The sequence below is a fragment of the Providencia sp. PROV197 genome, assembly GCF_028479625.1.
Taxonomy (GTDB): domain Bacteria; phylum Pseudomonadota; class Gammaproteobacteria; order Enterobacterales; family Enterobacteriaceae; genus Providencia; species Providencia vermicola.
This window is the reverse complement of record NZ_JAMPNZ010000024.1, coordinates 24,261-44,844: the sequence shown is the minus strand read 5'-3', so window position 1 is coordinate 44,844 and position 20,584 is coordinate 24,261. Positions and strand designations below refer to the sequence as shown.

Annotated in this window: 19 protein-coding genes; 12 read left to right on the top strand and 7 right to left on the bottom strand. The window is 42.1% G+C overall.

What is annotated here, in order from left to right:
• Positions 1 to 111 precede the first annotated feature (111 nt).
• From tamA to PR808_RS14405, 3 genes are read left to right on the top strand one after another with little or no spacing between them, the layout of a single operon-like run.
• Complete coding sequence (gene tamA, locus PR808_RS14415) at positions 112 to 1,854, top strand: autotransporter assembly complex protein TamA (protein WP_206083198.1); 1,743 nt, start codon at positions 112 to 114, stop codon at positions 1,852 to 1,854.
• Complete coding sequence (gene tamB, locus PR808_RS14410; RefSeq protein WP_206083199.1) at positions 1,851 to 5,627, top strand: autotransporter assembly complex protein TamB; 3,777 nt, start codon at positions 1,851 to 1,853, stop codon at positions 5,625 to 5,627. The genes tamA and tamB overlap by 4 nt, the downstream gene beginning before the upstream one ends.
• Before the next feature lie 3 nt (positions 5,628 to 5,630).
• On the top strand, positions 5,631 to 5,978 hold the full coding sequence (locus PR808_RS14405) for a gamma-glutamylcyclotransferase family protein (RefSeq protein WP_206083200.1): 348 nt from the start codon (positions 5,631 to 5,633) through the stop codon (positions 5,976 to 5,978).
• A 130-nt stretch (positions 5,979 to 6,108) separates the two neighbouring features.
• On the opposite strand, the gene ppa is transcribed toward PR808_RS14405, so the two are convergent.
• Positions 6,109 to 6,639, bottom strand: a complete 531-nt coding sequence (gene ppa, locus PR808_RS14400; RefSeq protein WP_206083201.1) for an inorganic diphosphatase — start codon at positions 6,637 to 6,639, stop codon at positions 6,109 to 6,111.
• Positions 6,640 to 6,850: 211 nt separating this feature from the next.
• Positions 6,851 to 7,858, bottom strand: a complete 1,008-nt coding sequence (gene fbp, locus PR808_RS14395) for a class 1 fructose-bisphosphatase (protein WP_272539540.1) — start codon at positions 7,856 to 7,858, stop codon at positions 6,851 to 6,853.
• 165 nt (positions 7,859 to 8,023) lie between these two features.
• On the opposite strand from fbp, the gene mpl reads away from it, so the two are divergent.
• Complete coding sequence (gene mpl, locus PR808_RS14390) at positions 8,024 to 9,406, top strand: UDP-N-acetylmuramate:L-alanyl-gamma-D-glutamyl-meso-diaminopimelate ligase (protein WP_206083202.1); 1,383 nt, start codon at positions 8,024 to 8,026, stop codon at positions 9,404 to 9,406.
• 41 nt (positions 9,407 to 9,447) lie between these two features.
• Here mpl and PR808_RS14385 read toward each other — a convergent pair whose 3' ends face one another.
• Both PR808_RS14385 and argR read right to left on the bottom strand, forming a co-directional pair.
• Positions 9,448 to 9,870, bottom strand: a complete 423-nt coding sequence (locus PR808_RS14385; protein WP_272539539.1) for a DUF6122 family protein — start codon at positions 9,868 to 9,870, stop codon at positions 9,448 to 9,450.
• An 85-nt stretch (positions 9,871 to 9,955) separates the two neighbouring features.
• Positions 9,956 to 10,426: a transcriptional regulator ArgR gene (argR, locus tag PR808_RS14380; protein ID WP_272539538.1), complete on the bottom strand. Its 471-nt coding sequence runs from the start codon at positions 10,424 to 10,426 to the stop codon at positions 9,956 to 9,958.
• A 495-nt stretch (positions 10,427 to 10,921) separates the two neighbouring features.
• Between argR and mdh the strand changes: the two genes are divergently transcribed.
• Positions 10,922 to 11,860, top strand: coding sequence for a malate dehydrogenase (gene mdh / locus PR808_RS14375; protein WP_047756324.1), 939 nt, complete (start codon positions 10,922 to 10,924; stop codon positions 11,858 to 11,860).
• A 77-nt stretch (positions 11,861 to 11,937) separates the two neighbouring features.
• Here the strand turns inward: mdh and PR808_RS14370 are convergent, their stop codons facing one another.
• A complete protein-coding gene (locus tag PR808_RS14370) occupies positions 11,938 to 12,912 on the bottom strand; it encodes a LysR family transcriptional regulator (protein WP_206083207.1) in 975 nt (324 codons plus the stop codon).
• 172 nt (positions 12,913 to 13,084) lie between these two features.
• Here PR808_RS14370 and PR808_RS14365 point away from each other — a divergent pair, with 172 nt between their 5' ends.
• A complete protein-coding gene (locus PR808_RS14365) occupies positions 13,085 to 14,371 on the top strand; it encodes an amino acid permease (RefSeq protein WP_442960065.1) in 1,287 nt (428 codons plus the stop codon).
• A 25-nt stretch (positions 14,372 to 14,396) separates the two neighbouring features.
• Positions 14,397 to 15,569, top strand: coding sequence for a cystathionine beta-lyase (gene metC, locus PR808_RS14360; RefSeq protein WP_272539537.1), 1,173 nt, complete (start codon positions 14,397 to 14,399; stop codon positions 15,567 to 15,569).
• Between the two features lie 88 nt (positions 15,570 to 15,657).
• On the opposite strand, the gene PR808_RS14355 is transcribed toward metC, so the two are convergent.
• Positions 15,658 to 15,930, bottom strand: coding sequence for a helix-turn-helix domain-containing protein (locus tag PR808_RS14355; protein WP_206083213.1), 273 nt, complete (start codon positions 15,928 to 15,930; stop codon positions 15,658 to 15,660).
• A gap of 514 nt (positions 15,931 to 16,444) precedes the next feature.
• Here PR808_RS14355 and PR808_RS14350 point away from each other — a divergent pair.
• Together PR808_RS14350 and PR808_RS14345 are read left to right on the top strand one after the other, a co-directional pair.
• Entirely contained in the window at positions 16,445 to 16,807 is a 363-nt protein-coding gene (locus PR808_RS14350) for a DNA-binding protein (RefSeq protein WP_206083215.1), read from the top strand.
• A gap of 119 nt (positions 16,808 to 16,926) precedes the next feature.
• Positions 16,927 to 17,289 (top strand): DNA-binding protein, encoded by a 363-nt coding sequence (locus PR808_RS14345; protein ID WP_206083217.1) that lies wholly within the window; start codon positions 16,927 to 16,929, stop codon positions 17,287 to 17,289.
• Positions 17,290 to 17,323: 34 nt separating this feature from the next.
• Here the strand turns inward: PR808_RS14345 and ispB are convergent, their stop codons facing one another.
• Complete coding sequence (gene ispB / locus PR808_RS14340) at positions 17,324 to 18,295, bottom strand: octaprenyl diphosphate synthase (protein ID WP_206083219.1); 972 nt, start codon at positions 18,293 to 18,295, stop codon at positions 17,324 to 17,326.
• Between the two features lie 335 nt (positions 18,296 to 18,630).
• On the opposite strand from ispB, the gene rplU reads away from it, so the two are divergent.
• The 3 genes from rplU (at position 18,631) to cgtA (ending at position 20,556) form a co-directional block, all read left to right on the top strand.
• Positions 18,631 to 18,939, top strand: a complete 309-nt coding sequence (gene rplU / locus PR808_RS14335; protein WP_004905925.1) for a 50S ribosomal protein L21 — start codon at positions 18,631 to 18,633, stop codon at positions 18,937 to 18,939.
• A 19-nt stretch (positions 18,940 to 18,958) separates the two neighbouring features.
• On the top strand, positions 18,959 to 19,216 hold the full coding sequence (gene rpmA, locus PR808_RS14330) for a 50S ribosomal protein L27 (protein ID WP_004905922.1): 258 nt from the start codon (positions 18,959 to 18,961) through the stop codon (positions 19,214 to 19,216).
• Positions 19,217 to 19,380: 164 nt separating this feature from the next.
• Positions 19,381 to 20,556 carry an Obg family GTPase CgtA gene (cgtA, locus tag PR808_RS14325; RefSeq protein WP_272539536.1) on the top strand — a complete coding sequence of 392 codons (1,176 nt, stop codon included), beginning with the start codon at positions 19,381 to 19,383 and terminating at the stop codon, positions 20,554 to 20,556.
• Positions 20,557 to 20,584: the final 28 nt, after the last annotated feature.

The following is a 20,584-nucleotide window of genomic DNA, read 5'->3' as shown; positions in this document are numbered from 1 at the left end:
CACACAAATAAGCTAAAAATTAGGATAAAAACTTGTGTCTCGCGCTAATTTTACTCAAAATAAATTGATATGAAGCCTTTAGTCAATCTTTTTACCACCTTAGGAGCAGGCGTGTCGAAATACCCTCTAATCTGTTTTCTCTGCTTAACTGCGGCTGTGCCAGTGGTATATGCAGCTAATCTTCGCCTTAATATAGAAGGACTTGAAGGACAACTGAATCAAAACGTTCGAGTACAGCTTTCTAATATATCCCAAGACGAAGTGGTGCCCAATGGCCGTTTTCGAGCGCGTGTCGAGAAAGCAATTCAGGAAGGTTTAAAGCCGCTGGGTTATTACGAACCGACTGTTGAATTTAGTTATGAAGAAAAAACACCGCCCGCACGCTCGATATTAACCGCAAAGGTGAATCCAGGTGAGCCTATCTTACTGAAAGGCGTGAAGGTCGAACTTCAAGGTGGGGCAAAAACAGATCCAGATTTTAAAGAGATGGTGTGGAAATTCACACCAAGGCTCGATATCGTGCAAAACGATGGTCACTATGAAGATTTTAAAGGCCGCTTTAGTAGTTTAGCGATTCGTAAAGGCTATTTCGACGCAGTGATGGAAAAGAGCCAGCTAGGGATTTCCCTCGATCACCATGCCGCATATTGGGATTTTGATTTTAATAGTGGCGAACGTTATCGGTTTGGCTCTATTTCTTATCAAGGTTCGCAAATTCGCTCAGATTACCTCAATAACCTCGCACCCTTTAAAGAAGGGGAATATTACACGTCAGAGCAACTTGCTGAGTTTAACCGTCGCTTAGCGGAAACAGGTTGGTTTTCTTCGGCGATTGTGACGCCAAATATTGCTAAAGCACGCGATGATGGTTCAGATGTATTGCCAATGGAAGGGGTTATGGTGCCTCGAGCGAGGAACTTTATCGAGCTTGGTGGCGGCTATGCAACGGACGTTGGGCCTCGCGTGAAAGCGACATGGAATAAACCGTGGGTTAATTCACGAGGCCAAAGTTTAACGTCAAGTATCAGCTTGTCCCAGCCTGAGCAATTGATTGATGCTAGCTATAAAATTCCCTTAAAAGCCAATCCACTTGAGCAATATTATGCAGTGCAAGGTGGCTTTAAACGTACGGATTTGAATGATACCCAAGCGAATACGACGACGCTGAATGTATCTCGTAACTGGGAGTATTCATCGGGTTGGCAGTATGGCGTGAATATGCGCTGGATGCTGAGTAACTTTACTCAAGCTAACGTCACTAATACCACCATGCTGTTATATCCAGGCGCTTATGTTAGTCGCATTCGTCAGCGGGGTGGTGTTATGCCGACGTGGGGCGATAGCCAGCGTTATTCCATTGATTACTCAAATAAAATTTGGGGTTCTGATATCGACTTTGCAGTTTTACAAGCCAAAAATGTGTGGATCAGAACGCCGTGGGAGGGCCACCGTTTCGTTGTGCGTGGTAATGTAGGTTGGATTGAAACCAATGACTTTGACAAAGTGCCACCTGACTTACGTTTCTTCGCAGGGGGGGATGGTAGTGTTCGTGGTTATGGTTACCAAAAAATCTCACCAGAGGATAGTCGCGGTAAGCTCACAGGGGCATCAAAGCTAGTCGTTGGGTCAATTGAATACCAATATAATTTTACGGGAAACTGGTGGGGGGCGACCTTCGTGGATAGCGGCGAAGCCGTCAATGACATTAAAACCAGTGACTTCAAAACGGGGGCTGGTGTTGGTGTGCGTTGGGTTTCTCCTGTTGGGCCGATTAAATTTGACCTCGCAACACCGATTGGCGACTCCAATAATGACAAAATACAGTTTTACATCGGCTTGGGGACAGAATTATGAGGTGGTTGAAGTGGTTAAAATGGGTCAGTCTTGCCATTTTATTCATTCTGGTTCTGGTGATTGGTGCGCTTAGCTGGGTAATTGGCACAAAATCAGGTTTTCACTTTGCCTTAAATTCGGTAACACGCTTTGTCCCTGAATTAACTATTGATGGCATTGATGGTGATATTCGTGACCTCACCTTAACGGGTGTGAAATACCAAATGCCGGGTATAGATGTGAATGCAGGGAAACTGCATTTGGCCGTGAAACTAGGGTGTTTGACTAGTCGTGAACTGTGTATTAACACATTAGGTACGGAAAATGTCACGGTTAACGTTGATACCTCACAGCTTCCGCCATCGGAAGAGACTCCGCCTTCTGAGCCGTTGACAGAGCTAAAAGCGCCTTTAACTATCCGTTTAAGTCAGCTGTCATTTGTGGAAACGCATGTCATTGTGGATGGCATGGCTATCGATTTAGCAAAATTTACCACTGGGGCAACATGGGAAGGGAAGGCGATTACCCTCGCTCCAACGGATATTATTAATCTGGCAATTAATATTCCTGAAAGCTCGGATGTGAAGCCTGAAGAAGAAAAACAGCCAGACTTGACACCAATCAATGAGCAAAAATCCCTTGCGGATGAGCTTAAGGCGTTATTTTCGAAGCCATTACTAGCCGAATTACCAGAAGTTATTCTCCCTGTTGATTTAAATGTGGAAGGGATTAATGCCTCGAATTTCCAATTAACGGGCAGTACTGACGTTAAAATCAACCAATTGCACCTCAGTTTATCCAATCAAGGGCAGCAAGTATTGGTTAAACAGCTCAAAGTGGATGCGCCGCAAGGCAATGTGTCGTTATCGGGTACTGCAACGCTGCAAGATAAATGGCCAGTTTCATTGTCGGTTATTGGGGAAAGTCGTTTAGATGATTTGGATGGGCAGAAAGTCGATTTATCCCTTAAAGGTGGGTTGATTGATGAATTGAAATTGGCACTTAATTTACAAGGGCCAATTAATGCTACGCTTGATGCAGAAACTGACTTATCCCAAGCAGATTTGCCAATTTTACTCACCCTTGAAAGCGATAAACTTGCGTGGCCGTTAGTTGGGGATGCGCAATATCAATTAGATGGCACGCGCCTGCGTTTAAACGGTCGTCCATCAGCTTATGATTTGTCGTTGCGTTCTGCAATCACGGGGCAAGATTTACCCCCATCGACCTTGATGCTAGATGCAAAAGGTAACGAAGCGCAAATCAATTTAACGCGTTTACGCCTTGCCGCGTTGCAAGGAAATGCGGATATCACGGGTGTTGCTGATTGGAGCAAAGCCATTAGCTGGAATGCAATACTGACTTTGTCTGGGATCAATACAGCAAAACAGTATCCAGAATGGCCTGCAAAAGTGGACGGTAAGATTGCTACCCGTGGTAGTTTATACGGCGGTAGTTGGCAGTTAGATATCCCTGAAATTATGCTCGATGGTAATGTTAAAAATAACTTACTCAAAGCCCGTGGGCAGGCGAAAGGTAATGCCGCAGGCCAATGGGATATCCCTCATTTTAATTTAGCCTTAGGCAAGAATAATGTAGACGTTAAGGGCTCTCTTGCCGAGAAATGGAACCTTGATGCCAAAATTAGTGCGCCCGCACTAAACGGGTTATTGCCAGGGCTTGGTGGCGTGATTGCAGGGGATGTGAAATTACGCGGTAATTTACAAACGCCAGAAGCGTTGGTTGACCTGACTGCACGAGGCGTGAAATGGCAAAATGATCTCGCTATCGAAAATGTTGCTATCAAAGGTAATGTTGCGACTGGTGAGCAAATCAAAGGGGATTTATCTGTTGTTTTACGTCAGTTAAGACAAGGGGATTTAGTCGTTAGCAACTTGACGTTAGATGCCAAAGGTAGCGAAAAACAGCATACCCTGAAATTAAATATGAAAGGTGAACCTGTTTCTGGCCAGTTAGCATTAGCGGGTGGGTTTGATCGCCAAACTGAGGTGTGGAAAGGCACGTTATCAAATACGTTATTTGATACGGTGGTTGGCGAATGGCGCTTAAACCAAGCTATGTCACTCAATTATGCAAACCAAACGCAAGAAGTGACGATTGGCAGCCATTGCTGGGTAAATCCAAACGCGCGTTTGTGTGTGCCAAAACCTATTAAAGCAGGAAAAAGCGGCAGTGCGGACATTGTGTTAGAGCGTTTCGACTTAGCAATGATAAAACCGTTTATGCCAAAAGATACCCGTGTTAGCGGTGTGTTCAGTGGTAAAGCGAACGCGAGCTGGAAAGCGGATGGTAGCATGCCGCAAGTGCAGGTCGATCTACGTGGCAATGATGTGAAAGCGACCCAGTTTGTTGAAGGAACGCGTTTACCCATCGCATTCGATACGTTAACTCTCAGCGCCGCCTTGAAAAATGGTAAAGCAGACCTTAATTGGTTATTTGGCCTCGCCAATAACGGGCAGATGCGCGGAAACTTGCAAGTTTCAGATATTGAAAAACGCCGTTTGTTATCGGGAAATGTTGAAATCAACTCGATTACCTTGGATTTAATCAAACCGTTACTTGGTCAAAAAGAAGTGGCGAATGGCCGTTTAAATGCAAACCTTCGTTTAGGTGGTTCAGCGAATAACCCGCTGTTAAATGGGAACTTATCACTTTCTAGCTTAGAAATTAAATCTGCTATGATCCCGTTTGATATTAAAAGCGGTCATTTAGGCATTAATTTCAATGGCACGAGTTCGGTAATGAATGGGCAGATCAATACCCCTGAAGGGTATCTGAACATTGATGGTGATGCGGATTGGCGAAATATCAATGCGTGGCGTGCGAAAGTCATGGCGCGCGGGAACAACCTGCGTGTGTCCATGCCACCGATGATTAAAATTGATGTGCAACCTGATATTGTGTTTAATGCTTCGCCATCGCTCTTAACGTTAAGTGGTTCTGTGACTATTCCATGGGCAAGAATTACGGTTCAAGAGCTGCCTGAGTCAGCAGTTAGTGCGTCTTCTGATGTGGTGATGTTGGATAACAACTTGCAGCCGATAGAAGAAAAAGCGCCTTCTATTCCGATTCAAACCAATTTAGATATTAAAATTGGTAATGATGTACAGCTAGATGCATTTGGTCTAAAAGCGCGGTTAACGGGCTTACTGAAGGTATTGCAGAATAAGCAAGGGCTCAGCTTGAATGGGCAGATTGACATTCCTGCGGGGCGTTTCCGTGCTTATGGTCAGGACTTAATTGTCCGTAAAGGGCAAATTCAGTTCTCAGGACCTGCGGATCAACCGTTCTTAAATTTAGAGGCGATTCGTAATCCAGAGAACACGGCAGATGATGTTATTGCAGGTGTTAAGGTCACAGGGCTTGCAGACAAACCGAAAGTCGAGATATTCTCTGAGCCAGCCAAGACACAACAAGAAGCGCTTTCCTATCTGTTAAGAGGGGAAGGCTTAGAAAGTGGTGACGCAAATGGCTCCCAAATGACATCGATGATTATCGGCTTAGGTGTGGCTCAAAGTGGGCAACTGGTAGGTAAGATAGGTGAAACATTCGGGGTTTCTGATCTGGCACTCGATACTCAAGGTGTGGGCGATGGTTCCCAAGTTGTGGTGAGCGGTAAGATAACCAATGATTTACAAGTGAAGTATGGAGTTGGTATCTTTGACTCATTGGCAACCTTGACCTTACGCTATCGGTTAATGCCAAAATTGTATTTAGAAGCTGTGTCTGGTGTGAACCAGGCCTTGGATCTCCTTTACCAATTTGAGTTTTAGATTATGCGTGTAATTGTTTATGGCAGCTTAAGACAAAAGCAAGGAAATCATCACTGGATGACTTATGCTCAATTGTTAGGCGAGCACAAGCTAGAAGGCTATGAACTGTATGATCTTGGATTTTATCCCGCTGTGGTGAAAGGCGATGGAGCCATTGAGTGCGAAGTGTACCGCATCAACCCATCGATTTTGACCGAGCTAGATGAGCTAAAGAAAAACTCCCAGGATTATGTAAGAGAGTTGATCCCAACGCCATATGGCAACGCTTGGATTTATCTGTATAAGCATTCGGTTGATGGCTTGCGCCAAATTAAAAGCGGCGACTGGCTCAAACGTGATGAAGAAAAATAACCACACACTATTTTGTTGAGTGGACAATGTGCAGTACGCCGGCAATATTGCCGGCGTTTTTACATTTAAAGGCATAAAAAAAGCTCTGGGGTTAACCAGAGCCTTCAATAATATTTCCTGAAGGGGAAAATTATTTTTTCGCAGCGCGCTCGAAAGAGGCGATAATTTCCGCTTTAGCAGCTTCTGCGTTATCCCAACCATCAACTTTAACCCACTTACCTTTTTCTAAATCTTTGTAATGTTCAAAGAAGTGAGTGATTTGTGCTTTCAGTAACTCAGGGATATCGTTCACATCTTTAATGTGGTCGTATTCTTTGCTCAGTTTAGTGTGTGGAACAGCCACTAATTTCGCATCTTCACCTGATTCATCGGTCATTTTCAGGACGCCAACTGGGCGACAACGAATAACAGAACCAGGTTGTAATGGGTATGGTGTTGGGACTAACACGTCAACTGGGTCGCCATCTAAAGACAGTGTGTTGTTGATGTAACCGTAGTTGCATGGATAGAACATTGCTGTTGACATGAAACGGTCTACAAACAGCGCGCCAGATTCTTTATCAACTTCGTATTTGATAGGATCTGCGTTAGCTGGAATTTCGATGATAACGTAGATATCTTCTGGCAGATCTTTACCTGCCGGTACATTGTTCAGGCCCATTTAAATGTATCCTTTGTGTGAATAATGAATTTACCCGTTTACTATTAACGTACTGATTAAATAGTGTTAGTTATCGACTTTCAAGCCGCTCACATTTTCGGGTAGATAGCGTGGGGGACATTATAGCCGCAAAAAGGGGAAAAACTCACTAGTTGGCGAAAAAAAGGGACAAAAAAGGCGGGAAATCCCGCCTGAGCATTAGTGAATTAGATTATTCAGCGTCTGGGAAGTCACGCATGAATGATTCAGCTTTTTCCACCATAGATTCGGTTCCGACGAAGAACGGAGCACGTTGGTGTAATTCACTTGGAATAATATCTAAAATACGGTTCGCACCATCGCTTGCTTTACCGCCAGCTTGTTCAGCTAAGAATGCAATTGGATTGCACTCATACAGTAGGCGCAGTTTTCCATTTGGGTGACTTGCTGTGCTTGGGTAGATATAGATACCCCCTTTGAGCAAATTACGGTGGAAGTCTGCCACTAAAGAGCCAATATAGCGCGTGGTATAAGGGCGGTTAGTTGCTTTATCTTCTTCTTGGCAGTATTTAATGTACTTTTTAACACCCATAGGGAACTTGATATAGTTACCTTCGTTAATGGAGTACATTTTGCCTTCCGATGGGAACATGACTTTCTCATGAGATAAGCAGAATACGCCTAATGATGGGTCGTAAGTAAACGCATGCACACCAACCCCTGTGGTATAAACCAACATAGTTGATGAACCGTAAACAACGTAACCCGCAGCAACTTGGCGGTTACCTGGTTGCAGGAAGTCTGCTTCAGTCACAGGTTGGCCAATTGGTGTAATACGGTGGTAAATTGAGAAAATTGTCCCGACGGAAACGTTTACATCGATATTCGAAGAACCATCTAGTGGGTCCATTAATACGACATATTTTGCGTTTTCTGCTCGGTCTCCTTCGAAAATGACAATTTCGTCTTCTTCTTCAGAGGCGATACCAGCGACTTCTCCGCGTGCTTTTAGGGCCGCTTTCAGTTTTTCGTTTGCATACAGGTCAAGCTTCATCTGGACTTCACCTTGAATATTCGAAACACCATTAGTGCCAAGAATATCGACGAGTCCAGCTTTGTTAATATCACGGTGGATAATTTTAGCGCCCAGTTTAATTGCTGACAGCAGTGACGTCAGCTCACCTGTTGCATGAGGAAAATCTTGTTGCTTTTCGACGATGAATTCGCCTAATGTTTTCATGACGAAGGTCCTGAATAAAATTGACAAAGGTTTTGCGGGACGATTATACCCCGCGCGGGGGAGAGTTTAACTAAATAAAAAAAAGATTAATAGGTTAATGCATTTATAAACCTGCTATTGATGGGTAGAATAGTGACAAACCTCATGCTAATTGGATGAAAAAGAATGCACATACATATTTTAGGTATATGCGGTACCTTTATGGGAAGTTTAGCAATATTGGCGCGATCTTTAGGCCATAAAGTGACGGGATCAGATGCAAATGTTTATCCACCAATGAGCACATTGCTTGAAAATCAAGGCATTGAGCTTATTCAAGGTTATGATCCTGCTCAGCTCGAACCGATCCCAGATATGGTGGTGATTGGCAATGCCATGACGCGTGGTAACCCGTGTGTTGAAGCTGTATTAGAACGAGGTTTACCTTATACTTCAGGCCCTCAATGGTTACATGACCACGTATTACCTGAGCGTTGGGTACTTGCTGTGGCGGGAACACATGGTAAAACCACGACAGCAGGAATGTTAGCGTGGATCTTAGAAGACTGCGGTTATAAGCCAGGCTTCTTAATTGGTGGTGTGCCAGGCAATTTTGATGTGTCCGCTAAACTTGGCGAAAGCCCATTTTTTGTGATTGAAGCCGATGAGTATGATTGTGCATTCTTCGATAAACGCTCAAAATTTGTGCATTACAGTCCAAAAACCTTGGTTTTGAATAACCTTGAGTTCGACCATGCGGATATTTTCGAAAATCTCGAAGCGATTCAAAAACAATTTCATCACCTTGTTCGTATCGTCCCTGCCAGTGGAAAAATCTTTACCCCAGACAATGACAATCATTTAAAACAAGTGATTGGCATGGGGTGTTGGAGTGAGCAAGAGCTGGTGGGCGGTGAACATGGCGAATGGCAAGGGGTGAAGCTAAACCACGATGGTAGCCACTTTGAAGTGTATTTTCAGCAAGAAAAAGTGGGCGAAGTCTCTTGGTCACAAGTGGGTAATCACAATATCCAAAATGGTTTGATGGCGATTGCAGCTGCTCACCATGTTGGTGTACCTGCTAAAGAGGCTTGTATTGCATTGGGTAAATTTATCAATGCACGTCGTCGCCTTGAATTGCGTGGTGTGGAAAATGGTGTCAGCGTTTATGATGATTTTGCGCATCACCCAACCGCAATTTTGGCAACACTCGAAGCGTTGCGTAGCAAAGTGGGTGGGACTTCACGAATTATTGCTGTGTTAGAGCCCCGTTCAAATACCATGAAAATGGGGGTGAATAAAAATGACATTGCGCCTGCTTTAGGCCGTGCAGATGAAGTCTTTTTATTCCAACCAACCAATATTCCGTGGATGGTCACTGACATCGCTGAAAAGTGCGTTCAGCCCGCTCGCTGGAGCGCGGATATTGACACACTGACGAACATGGTGATTGAAGCTGCACAGCCTGGTGACCATATACTTGTTATGAGCAATGGTGGCTTTGAGGGCATCCATGGGAAATTGCTAGCGGGTTTGAAAGCGAAAGCGGAAACTGAAGTAGATGAGTAATTAAGCCTACTGATAATAGTCTAGATAGACCCCAGTGTTCATTAAGATTGCTGGGGTTTTTTAATGTCTGATGTATCGAATGGGCATTGGTCTATCACCCAGCTTAATGTTACTGGGTTATTCATTTCTTTTTTTAGGCTGCCCATATAGCAATCGAGTGAATCGGTAAAAAGATGGAATAAGCACCCTACAGCCACAGCTTTAAGCTTCCAGGATGGCATAAACAGTAAAATGACATAGGCAATCGCGGCCCAAAGGGAATGAAGGGGATGGAAGCCAATGCCACAGCGATCAGGGTCAAAAATAGGGTCTGCTAATAAGTGGTCTAAATCGATAGCCATTGTTGCAATCATAATCAATGCGGCTAACTTCCAATTTTTTCGCCAAAATAGATAGGCGAACAAAATTGGCATCAAAAAATGAAAGCCGTAATGCACAATATTGCGAAAAATTTCGAATAGCACGGTAAAGCCCCTAATCTTTGGCTTAAATAAAAAAGGGAAAGTCGATACTTTCCCCCTTAGTTTGGCATCAAACGATTGATGTCAATTAGAGCTCTTGCTCGAACAACACTAAAATCGCTTCGTATAGCTCTTTCGTCGTGAAGTTATTCGCTGGTGTAGAGAAAATCGTATCATCCCCTGCAATACTCCCTAAAATACCTTCGGCTTTACCTAATGAGTCTAGTAAGCGAGCAATTAATTGAGCTGCGCCTGGGCTAGTTCTAATTACCACAACTGATGGGTTGTAATCGATATCCAAAACGAGGTTTTTCAATGGACTGGTGGCGGTTGGCACACCAGGCTCACTTGGCAAGCAATACACCATTTCCATTTTCGCATTACGAGTGCGAACAGCGCCAAACTTGGTGAGCATTCTGGAAATTTTAGATTGATTAATGTTTTCGTAGCCTTCTTCCTGCAAAGCCGTGACAATTTCAGCCTGAGAGCTAAATTTTTCTTCTTTGAGTAGGGCTTTAAAAGCCTTAACTAAGTCTTCTTGTTTAGACGGAGTACGCATAATTAACCCATTCATCGGCATTAAACTAAGTTGTATTATCCGTAAAAGTGCATTTTTATGCAACAAAATTGCGTTATGATGATTTAATAATCAATGATAATGGCATCTTTTAGGTTTTATGTTGTTTTATTTGCAGCGCTAAAAGTCAATTTATCTTAAATTGTTGGTGTGGAAAATTAGCATAATATATCAATGAATTTAGCTTATTAAAGTTGTAAGTTTATTGTTAATAAAAGGGTTTGTGCTTGAATAATGAACAGTAAAAACAACTTATTGTGCGAAAAGCAATAGTGAGAAAAACTATTTGTTAAAAAAGTGCCCGTTATCTCATTAACAGATAAGGAATTTGTTTAGAATAGGGGGAATTAGTCAACAAATTCTCTAGCGTTAAACTCTCTCTCTATCTGTTAAGAAATTGTTTTTTATACGTAATGCGTTTAGTGCATAACCAAATAAAGTCATATTTTTTTAAAGTACAAATTAAGGAGTTTCAGAATGAAAGTTGCAGTCCTAGGTGCAGCAGGTGGTATCGGTCAGGCTCTCGCCCTTCTTCTCAAAAATCAGCTTCCAGCTGGTTCAGAACTCTCCCTCTACGACATCGCACCCGTTACTCCAGGTGTTGCTGCTGACTTAAGCCACATCCCAACAGACGTTAAAGTGGCTGGTTTTGCTGGTGAAGATGCGAAACCTGCACTGAAAGGTGCGGATATTGTTCTTATCTCTGCGGGTGTTGCACGTAAACCTGGCATGGACCGTTCAGACCTGTTTAACATTAACGCAGGCATCGTTCGTAACCTTGTTCAACAAATCGCAGAAACTTGCCCGAAAGCATTAATTGGTATTATCACTAACCCAGTGAACACAACTGTTGCAATCGCTGCCGAAGTTCTGAAAAAAGCAGGTGTATACGACAAAAACCGTTTATTCGGTGTGACAACATTAGATATCATCCGTTCTAATACTTTTGTTGCGGAATTAAAAGGCAAAAACGTCAACGATATCGAAGTTCCAGTTATCGGTGGTCACTCTGGCGTGACGATCCTGCCTCTGTTATCACAAATTGAAGGTGTAAGCTTCTCTGATGACGAAATCGCAGCATTAACTAAACGTATCCAAAATGCAGGTACTGAAGTAGTTGAAGCAAAAGCTGGTGGCGGATCAGCGACACTGTCTATGGGACAAGCAGCAGCACGTTTAGGTTTATCTTTAATTCGTGGTCTGCAAGGTGAAAGCAACGTGGTTGAGTGTGTTTACACTGAAGGTGAAGGCCAACATGCACGTTTCTTCGCACAACCTGTTGTTTTAGGTAAAAACGGTATCGAAAAACACCTGCCAATTGGCAAATTAAGCGCATTTGAAGAAAAAGCGCTGAAAGACATGTTAGATGTCCTGAAAGCGGATATCGAATTAGGTGAAAAATTTATTAATGGCTAATGCTAATTAATTTTTCCTAATCGAAAAGGTTGAGTTTCTTTTTATAGAACTCAACCTTTTTAATTTCTATGAGACGACTACGAGGCATGCTGTCGCATCCAATGATCCCAGTGTGGATCTGACGGTATTTTTTCCACTAAAAAATCAATAAATGTTCTGATTTTCGGTGAGTGTGTATGAGCTGGGTGATATAACGCATACAGTGCAAATGGTGTCGATTTGGGGTCATAATCCAGCAAGACAGGGATCAGCTCGCCATTTTCAATATAATTGCCTAACATATATGTGGGTAAGCAAACAATGCCCTGGTGGCAACGTGCAGCTTCTAATAAACCTAAGCTACTATTCACCTCAATCATATTATTAATTTCCAAAGGATAAGCGCTACCATCTTTATCCGTCATTCGCCATGTGTCAGGAATATTCGGGTTAATTAAGCAATTATGTAATGCAATATCGGCGGGGGACTGAGGAATACCATAACGCTCAAAATACGTCCGACTACCACAATATACCCAGTTAATGTTGCAAATTTTTCGCAGCGCAAAATTCTCAGGCGGGTGACTAGTAATACGTAATGCAATATCAAAATCCACTTCATTTAAATTAATTAGCTCATCATTAAGGTCAACGGATAAACTGACTTTGGGATTCGTTTCGCGGTATTCACTGTAGATTTGCATTAAATGGCAGACACCAAATGCAATGGAACAGGTGATCTTTAATTGCCCTTGAGCATGTTGGTAGAAACTTGCGGTATTGATCAGAGAGTCATCAAGATCAGCCAATAAGTTTTGCGATCTCTGCAATAAATAGCGCCCGGCATCGGTCAAAATAAAATTTCGGGTTGTTCGTTTTAGCAAGACTACACCCAATTGATCTTCTAGCTGCTGTAGCCCTCGGCTGACGGATGACGGCGTTACATTCAGCTTCTTCGCCGCTAGGCTAAAGCTATTACATTCGACGATTTTGATAAATAACTCTAAATGTCGAAAAATCGCGTAGCTGTCAATTTTTGCTTTGAACGCAAAAGTGTTTTTATTTATTAGCATTGTCCCGCCCTATCAAACCCATTTATTCCAGCATACTATAATTGTGAATTTATCGCAGTTTGCTCGAGCCACACCAGTATTAAAAAACGGCGATAATGAAAAATTAACGCCTACAAATAATGTTGTTCCTAACTTTTTTAATAATTAAATCTATAACGTTGAGGAATAGACTATGTCTAATAGTATTCAGGCAAGTGCAGGTAATCCTATTGATACCAAAAAGATCCCTTTTACAAAATATGATGTAGGTTGGGTGATTTTATGTATAGGGATGGCGATTGGCTCAGGAATTGTATTTATGCCTGTGCAAATTGGTATTAAAGGCATCTGGGTGTTTATTGCCGCAACCATGCTTTCTTATCCAGCCATTTATTGGTTACAAAACTTATATCTTAGAACGCTATCTGAATCTGAAGAATGCAATGATTATGCGAGTGTTATTACGCAATACTTGGGTAAAAATTGGGGGATAGCATTAGGGATAGCTTACTTTTTAATGCTATTGCACGGTATGTTTTCTTATTCATTAGCCGTGACCTTTGACAGCGCCTCGTATATTAAAACCTTTGGATTAACCGAAGGGTTATTATCTGACTCTATTTGGTATGGGTTGATTATTATTTCCGTATTGGTCGCGATAGCGGCGCAAGGAGAGAGGCTACTGTTTAAAGTGTCAGGCCCAATGGTTATTGTGAAATTTGGGATTATTGTGCTGCTTGGTGTTGTCATGGTGCCATATTGGAACTTTGCGAATATCGCTGCCTTTCCTGATTTTCTCCCATTTATGCGAGATGTTTTCTTAACATTACCATTTACGTTGTTTTCTATTTTATTTGTGCAAATTTTGAGCCCAATGAATATTGCTTATCGTAAGTTAGAAAGCGATAAACGCATTGCGACTTACCGTGCAATACGGGCTAACCGCGTTGCCTATATTATTTTAGCCGTCGCCGTATTATTCTTTGCATTTTCGTTTACCTTTTCAATTAGCCATGAACAAGCGGTATCCGCTTTCGAGCAAAATATTTCTGCATTAGCGATTGCTGCGCAGGTGATACCAGGTGCTGTGGTGAAAGTGATGACGGCATTATTGAATATTTTTGCAATCTTAACGGCATTCTTAGGGATTTACTTGGGCTTCCAAGAAGCGATAAAAGGCATTGTGGTGAATATTCTCACTCGATTCATGCCTGAAGAGCGCATTAACCAAACGGTACTGCACTATGGCGTATGCTTAGGCGTGATTATCGCACTGTGGTTCTGGGTTTCAACACGATTCTCAATCCTGTTTTTTATGCAGTTAGGTGGTCCATTGTTTGGTATCGTTTCTTGTTTGATCCCATGTTATCTGGTTTACAAAGTCCCAGCACTGCACAAATTTAAAGGCCCAACAGTGTGGTTTATCATTTTCTTTGGTGTGCTGTTGTGTCTGTCACCATTCTTTAAGTTTTTCGAATAAATAATGATGTTGATGAGAGGATCTCATGAAGAAAAAAGTAGTTTCTGAGTTTCATGTTGATACACAAGTGACCCAGCTTGGAAGAGACCCTGCGAAGCAATCAGGGTTCGTGAATGCCCCAGTTTATCGTGGTTCGACGGTGGTGTTCCCAACGGTTGATGCCTTAATCAACGATAGAGCCGAATTTAACTACGGTACAGCGGGCACGCCAACCATTAAGCAACTTGAACAGGCGTGGTCTGTTCTCGCAGGGGCAGAGGGGACGGTGTTGTCACCGTCAGGATTAGGAGCAATAGTCCTAGCCTTGTTAACGACACTGAAATCGGGTGATCACCTACTGATGCCAGACAGTGTTTATCGGCCAACCCGTAAGTTTTGCCACGGGTTATTGGATAAAATGGGGATTGAGACCACTTATTACGATCCGATGATCGGTACAGAGATTGAAACACTTGTGCAGCCAAATACCAGCACCATTTTTTTAGAGTCTCCAGGTTCTCAAAGTTTTGAAATTCAAGATGTTCCTGCGATTGTTGATGTTGCGAAACGGCATAATATTGCCACCATCATCGATAACACATGGGCTACACCGTTGTTTTTTAAAGCGCATGAACTGGGCTGTGATATTTCACTCGAAGCAGGAACAAAATATTTAGGTGGCCACTCTGATTTGCTGATGGGGATTGTGTCTGCAAATCAAGCATGGTGGCCAAAACTACGTGAAACTTATGACTACATGGCGATGTTGCCTGGAGCGGAAGACTGTTTTCTGGCTTTACGTGGTATGAGAACGTTGCCTATTCGCTTAAAAGAAGCCCAAGAAAGAGCGCTAAATATTGCTCACTGGTTACAGCAACGCCCTGAAGTTATTAGAATTTTACACCCCGCATTTCCTGATTGTCCTGGGCATGAAATATGGAAAAGGGACTTTACAGGGTCATCAGGGTTATTTTCCATCGTGTTAGACCCGAAATACACCCAGACTGATATTGCGAACATGTTAGATGGGCTATCCATTTTTGGTATGGGCTATTCATGGGGTGGCTTTGAAAGCTTAATTATTCCATTTAATTGCGCTGAATACCGTACAGTCACACATTGGGAGCCAGGTGGCCCAACACTGCGACTTCAGATTGGTTTAGAAAATCTGGATGATTTAAAGCAGGATCTGTCTGACGGTTTTGCGCGTATGAAATAATATTTTCTTTATTGAGTAATGATAAAAAGATAAAGCCGTGGATCAATAAAGTTATTATTCACGGCTTTATAACTATTTTCATTCGATTTTAATCTTCCATTGGTGTTTTTTCTCTCACTTTCCTTTCTAATAAATTACCTGTTATCGGGTCGTAATATCGGCTTGGCCAGATTTCAGATGGGTGAATTCCTAAAAAATTGGCAATAATCCATTCTCCTTTAGGCCATGGACGTGAAAGGGCATTCGCGAGAGTTGAAGAGCTCAGCCCTGCTTCACGTGAAATAGCAGCAAGTGTTGTTCCACGCTTACGTAATGCTGCGATGATGTCTGCTGGGTGCCAGTCTGACTTCCGTAAAATCATTTTTTAGTCCTTTTTTCATTCAGAATCATGTAGAGTTAATGGTACGAGTAACGGGATATTGTGATACATTCAATACAATCTCCCTGTTATTGGAAATAAAATAACAGAAATTTTCCAAAATAATTTCTGGTTTTTTCTAAAAATTCTATTTTATGAAACTATCGTGGTTTTTGTGAAATTAAATGGAAAGTTAGAATTAATAACTGTGAATTAAGATAAAACTTTGAAAATAAAACTAACTCTTTCGAGTTAGTATTGGGAATGGCGTATTTACTGTTACCCGTTACTTGTATTGGTAATATATCTAAATTACTCAACAAAATTACTTAAATTATTAGCGAGTAAATTATTTAATTATCTGTTATTAAAAGAAATTAAAATGCAAATAACATATATGATTTGTATATTATTATTTCCTGTTATTAATAAAATGAATGATTTAACTGTTTTTAAGAAAGTATAGATAGTTTTCAGCAACTGAAAGTGCGTTGTCATCAGGACTAGGAGGGTCAGTATGTACAAGGAATGGCTAACAGCAAAAGAGTTAGTTGGGTTGCAAGGGCTTCCAATGACGACTCAGGGTATTAATGCCATGGCTAGGCGTGAAAATTGGACTTGTCGCAAAAGGAAAGGTATCCAAGGAAAAGCGTTGGAATACCACATTAGTTCGATATCGATAGATATTTTTGACGGTCAATTTGTTAGCGAAGCTTTGCCAAGCTATCAGGTAAAACGAAATGACAATTCGTTTATTTGGCAAGAAGCTTATAACCAACTCTCTAATGATGAGCGTGAGGTGATCTTGGCATTCATTATACGGGAAGGGGCTTTAGCACTAATTGATTTAATTAATAAAAAGTCGTTTACAAATACTTAAGTTGTGAATAATTAATTATATAAAAATAATATTATATTCAGTCTAAATCTTTTTTAACAGATGACGATTCGGTAAAGCTGCAATAGCAGGTTTCATAATATAAGCGTGAAAGTGAAGATATGAAAAAATTGTGGTTCACTGCGAAAGAGCTCGCAGGGCTAGAAGGACTGCCAACCTCGCCACAGGGTGTTAACCTGATGGCAAGAAGAGAGGGCTGGAAACATCGGCGAAAGCGAGGTGTCCAAGGTAAAGCTGTTGAATATTATATTGAAAGCCTACCAGGAGAGATCCAAGGCCAATTAAGCTTATGCGAGCCGTCAGTGCCTTATCAAAGCCAAAGAACAGATGCATTACAGATCTGGTCAGAAGCTTATTATCAACTGACAGAGACTGAACGTAATAAAATCGTAAAATACATTTTGCGTTATGGTCTATCTTCACTACTTGCACAGATAGCTGAAGACGAAAAAGGGGAAAAATAATTTTCCCCTTTTCTTAAACAGCCTATAGCGAGTTTTAGGAATGACGTTGGATGGCGATGTGAGCAAGTCCAATTAAAGCTTCTTTATAAATAGAATCATCAATGACATTTAGCGCATTAATCGCTTTTTGTACTTCTTCTTGTGCACGAATATAAGTGTACTCAAGTGAGCCACAGCGCTTCATCGTTGCTAAAACGGTCTCTAACAAATGGCGGCCGTTACCTTGTTCTATCGCTTGGCGAATCAATGCTGATTCTTCTTCATTCCCATTTTGCATGGCGTGAAGAAGAGGAAGCGTGGGCTTACCTTCATCAAGGTCATCACCTGTATTTTTGCCTAACTGGGCGTTATTAGCATCGTAATCCAGTAAATCATCGATCAGCTGGAAGGCTGTGCCGATATAACGACCATAATCTTGTAATGCCTTTTCTTGCTCAGGTGTTGCATTCGCTAAAATAGCGGATGCATGAGCCGCTGCTTCAAACAAACGTGCTGTTTTGCTGTAGATCACCTGCATATAGTTTTCTTCAGTAATATTAGGATCATTGCAGTTCATGAGTTGTAAAACTTCACCTTCTGCAATCACGTTAGTGGCTTCGGACATGAGTTTAAGGACTCGCATCGAATCAAGATCCGTCATCATTTGGAAGGATCGAGTATAAATAAAGTCACCCACCAATACACTTGCAGCGTTACCAAACACGGCATTTGCGGTTTGTTTTCCACGACGCATGTCCGATTCATCAACAACATCATCATGCAATAATGTTGCGGTATGGATGAACTCGATCAATGCCGCGACTTGGGTATGTTTATGCCCCGCGTAGCCTAAGGATCTTCCTGCCAGTATCGCGATCATTGGGCGGATCCTTTTGCCTCCACCACTGACAATGTAATAACCAAGCTGGTTAATTAGTGCAACATCTGAATTCAATTGACTGAGGATGGCTTTGTTTACTGCTGACATATCCTCAGTTGTTAGTTCAATAATAGATTCTAAATTCATCGTAATTTATTCATATTATTAGTTTTTGGTTCATTCCCTGAATAACAAAATGGGAGACCGAATAGAACACTTATACCATTAGCATAACATTATTAATAATAAGATTATCAGGTGTGATGCAAAAAATGTTTAAATAAGTAACAATTTGAGTAATTAGTACCAAATCAGTACTAAAAAGAGGTTGTTGAGAAAAAAGTCGTATTTTTTGTCATCTAACCGCATTATTGGCTTGTGTTCTGATGCTTTTTTGCGTAGAATTCGCGCCCTATTGTGAATATTTTATAGCGTGCTCTGGAATTGAAATATTTAGCGAGTACGCGGAAAGCGGAGTTAATATGTACGCGGTTTTCCAAAGTGGTGGTAAACAACACCGAGTTAGCGAAGGTCAAACTGTCCGCCTAGAAAAGCTGGACATCGCAACAGGTGAAACTGTTGAATTTGATCAAGTTTTAATGGTTGCTAATGGCGATGAGATCCAAATCGGCGCTCCTGTCGTTGAAGGCGTTAAAGTGAAAGCGGAAGTGGTTGCACACGGTCGTGGCGAGAAAGTAAAAATCGTCAAATTCCGTCGTCGTAAACATAGCCGTAAACAACAGGGTCATCGTCAGTGGTTCACTGATGTTAAGATCACTGTCATCGCTTAAGATTTAGGAGAGCAGATTAATGGCACACAAAAAGGCTGGTGGTTCGACTCGTAACGGTCGTGACTCAGAAGCAAAACGTTTAGGTGTTAAGCGTTTTGGTGGTGAAGCTGTATTAGCAGGTAGCATCATCGTTCGTCAACGTGGTACTAAGTTCCACGCAGGTAACAACGTAGGTTGTGGCCGTGACCACACTCTGTTCGCATTAGCGGATGGTAAAGTGAAATTTGAAGTTAAAGGTCCTAATAATCGTAAATTTATCAGCATCGAAGCTGAATAAGTTTTCTGATCTTTAATTCAGACTTAAAGCCCTGCAAAACTTTTTGCGGGGCTTTTTATATTCAGATATTTGATCTTTAATGAACTACACACATATTAAAGATACACCATCTCTGAGTAGAACAGCCATCCAGCGTTATGCGGCTCAGAAGCGGAGAGAGAAATATGAAATTTGTAGATGAAGCCAAAATATTGGTCGTGGCAGGAGATGGTGGCAATGGTTGTGTCAGCTTCCGCCGTGAAAAATATATCCCGAAAGGGGGGCCAGACGGTGGTGACGGTGGCGATGGTGGGGATGTTTACTTACAAGCAGACGAAAACCTCAACACGTTAATCGATTACCGTTTTGAAAAATCATTCCGTGCAGAACGTGGTCAAAATGGCCAAAGCCGTGAATGTACAGGTAAACGTGGTCAAGATATCACAGTGAAGGTGCCCGTCGGTACGCGTGTACGCGATCTTGGCACTAATGAAGTACTTTGTGATATGACGCGCCATGAACAGCGCCACATGGTCGCTAAGGGCGGTTTCCATGGCCTTGGGAATACTCGCTTTAAATCATCAGTAAACCGTGCTCCACGCCAACGTACTATGGGTACGAAAGGTGAGACTCGCGAAATACTGTTAGAATTGATGCTGTTAGCAGATGTTGGGATGTTGGGAATGCCTAATGCAGGGAAGTCCACATTCATTCGCTCTGTCTCCGCGGCAAAACCAAAAGTGGCAGATTATCCGTTTACCACATTAGTACCAAGCCTAGGCGTGGTGCGTATGGACAACGAACAAAGCTTCGTTGTGGCGGATATTCCTGGGTTGATCGAAGGCGCTGCGGAAGGTGCAGGGCTTGGGATCCAATTCCTAAAACATTTAGAACGTTGCCGCGTCTTGCTGCACCTGATCGATATTTGCCCGATCGATGAGTCAGATCCTGTTGAAAATGCGCAGATCATCATCAGCGAATTAGAAAAATACAGTGAAAAATTGGCAGCGAAACCACGTTGGTTAGTCTTCAATAAGATTGATATCTTAGGCGAAGAAGAATCTGCAATGCGTGCAGCCGAAATTGCCAAAGCAATGGGCTGGGAAGATAAATTCTACATGATTTCAGCGGTTAACCATGAAGGTGTGAAAGCACTGTGCTGGGATATCATGGAATTTATGAATACTCAACCTCGTGATATGGCAACGACTGAAGATGTCCAACAGCCAGAGAAAGTCGAGTTTATGTGGGATGATTACCACAAAGAGCAACTTTCAGGTGCTGAAGACGTTGACGATGACTGGGATGATGATTGGGATGAAGATGACGATGAAGGTGTCGAAATCATTTACCAAAAATAATTTATCTTAGAAATACAAAAAGGCGCAA

What these genes read in the sequence shown, in the direction of transcription:
- tamB (WP_206083199.1), top strand. Translation starts at nt 1,851, where the DNA reads ATGAGGTGGTTGAAGTGGTTAAAATGGGTCAGTCTTGCCATTTTATTC.
- PR808_RS14405 (WP_206083200.1), top strand. Translation starts at nt 5,631, where the DNA reads ATGCGTGTAATTGTTTATGGCAGCTTAAGACAAAAGCAAGGAAATCAT.
- ppa (WP_206083201.1), bottom strand. Translation starts at nt 6,639, where the DNA reads ATGGGCCTGAACAATGTACCGGCAGGTAAAGATCTGCCAGAAGATATC.
- fbp (WP_272539540.1), bottom strand. Translation starts at nt 7,858, where the DNA reads ATGAAAACATTAGGCGAATTCATCGTCGAAAAGCAACAAGATTTTCCT.
- mpl (WP_206083202.1), top strand. Translation starts at nt 8,024, where the DNA reads ATGCACATACATATTTTAGGTATATGCGGTACCTTTATGGGAAGTTTA.
- argR (WP_272539538.1), bottom strand. Translation starts at nt 10,426, where the DNA reads ATGCGTACTCCGTCTAAACAAGAAGACTTAGTTAAGGCTTTTAAAGCC.
- mdh (WP_047756324.1), top strand. Translation starts at nt 10,922, where the DNA reads ATGAAAGTTGCAGTCCTAGGTGCAGCAGGTGGTATCGGTCAGGCTCTC.
- PR808_RS14370 (WP_206083207.1), bottom strand. Translation starts at nt 12,912, where the DNA reads ATGCTAATAAATAAAAACACTTTTGCGTTCAAAGCAAAAATTGACAGC.
- PR808_RS14365 (WP_442960065.1), top strand. Translation starts at nt 13,085, where the DNA reads ATGTCTAATAGTATTCAGGCAAGTGCAGGTAATCCTATTGATACCAAA.
- metC (WP_272539537.1), top strand. Translation starts at nt 14,397, where the DNA reads ATGAAGAAAAAAGTAGTTTCTGAGTTTCATGTTGATACACAAGTGACC.
- PR808_RS14355 (WP_206083213.1), bottom strand. Translation starts at nt 15,930, where the DNA reads ATGATTTTACGGAAGTCAGACTGGCACCCAGCAGACATCATCGCAGCA.
- PR808_RS14350 (WP_206083215.1), top strand. Translation starts at nt 16,445, where the DNA reads ATGTACAAGGAATGGCTAACAGCAAAAGAGTTAGTTGGGTTGCAAGGG.
- PR808_RS14345 (WP_206083217.1), top strand. Translation starts at nt 16,927, where the DNA reads ATGAAAAAATTGTGGTTCACTGCGAAAGAGCTCGCAGGGCTAGAAGGA.
- ispB (WP_206083219.1), bottom strand. Translation starts at nt 18,295, where the DNA reads ATGAATTTAGAATCTATTATTGAACTAACAACTGAGGATATGTCAGCA.
- rplU (WP_004905925.1), top strand. Translation starts at nt 18,631, where the DNA reads ATGTACGCGGTTTTCCAAAGTGGTGGTAAACAACACCGAGTTAGCGAA.
- rpmA (WP_004905922.1), top strand. Translation starts at nt 18,959, where the DNA reads ATGGCACACAAAAAGGCTGGTGGTTCGACTCGTAACGGTCGTGACTCA.
- cgtA (WP_272539536.1), top strand. Translation starts at nt 19,381, where the DNA reads ATGAAATTTGTAGATGAAGCCAAAATATTGGTCGTGGCAGGAGATGGT.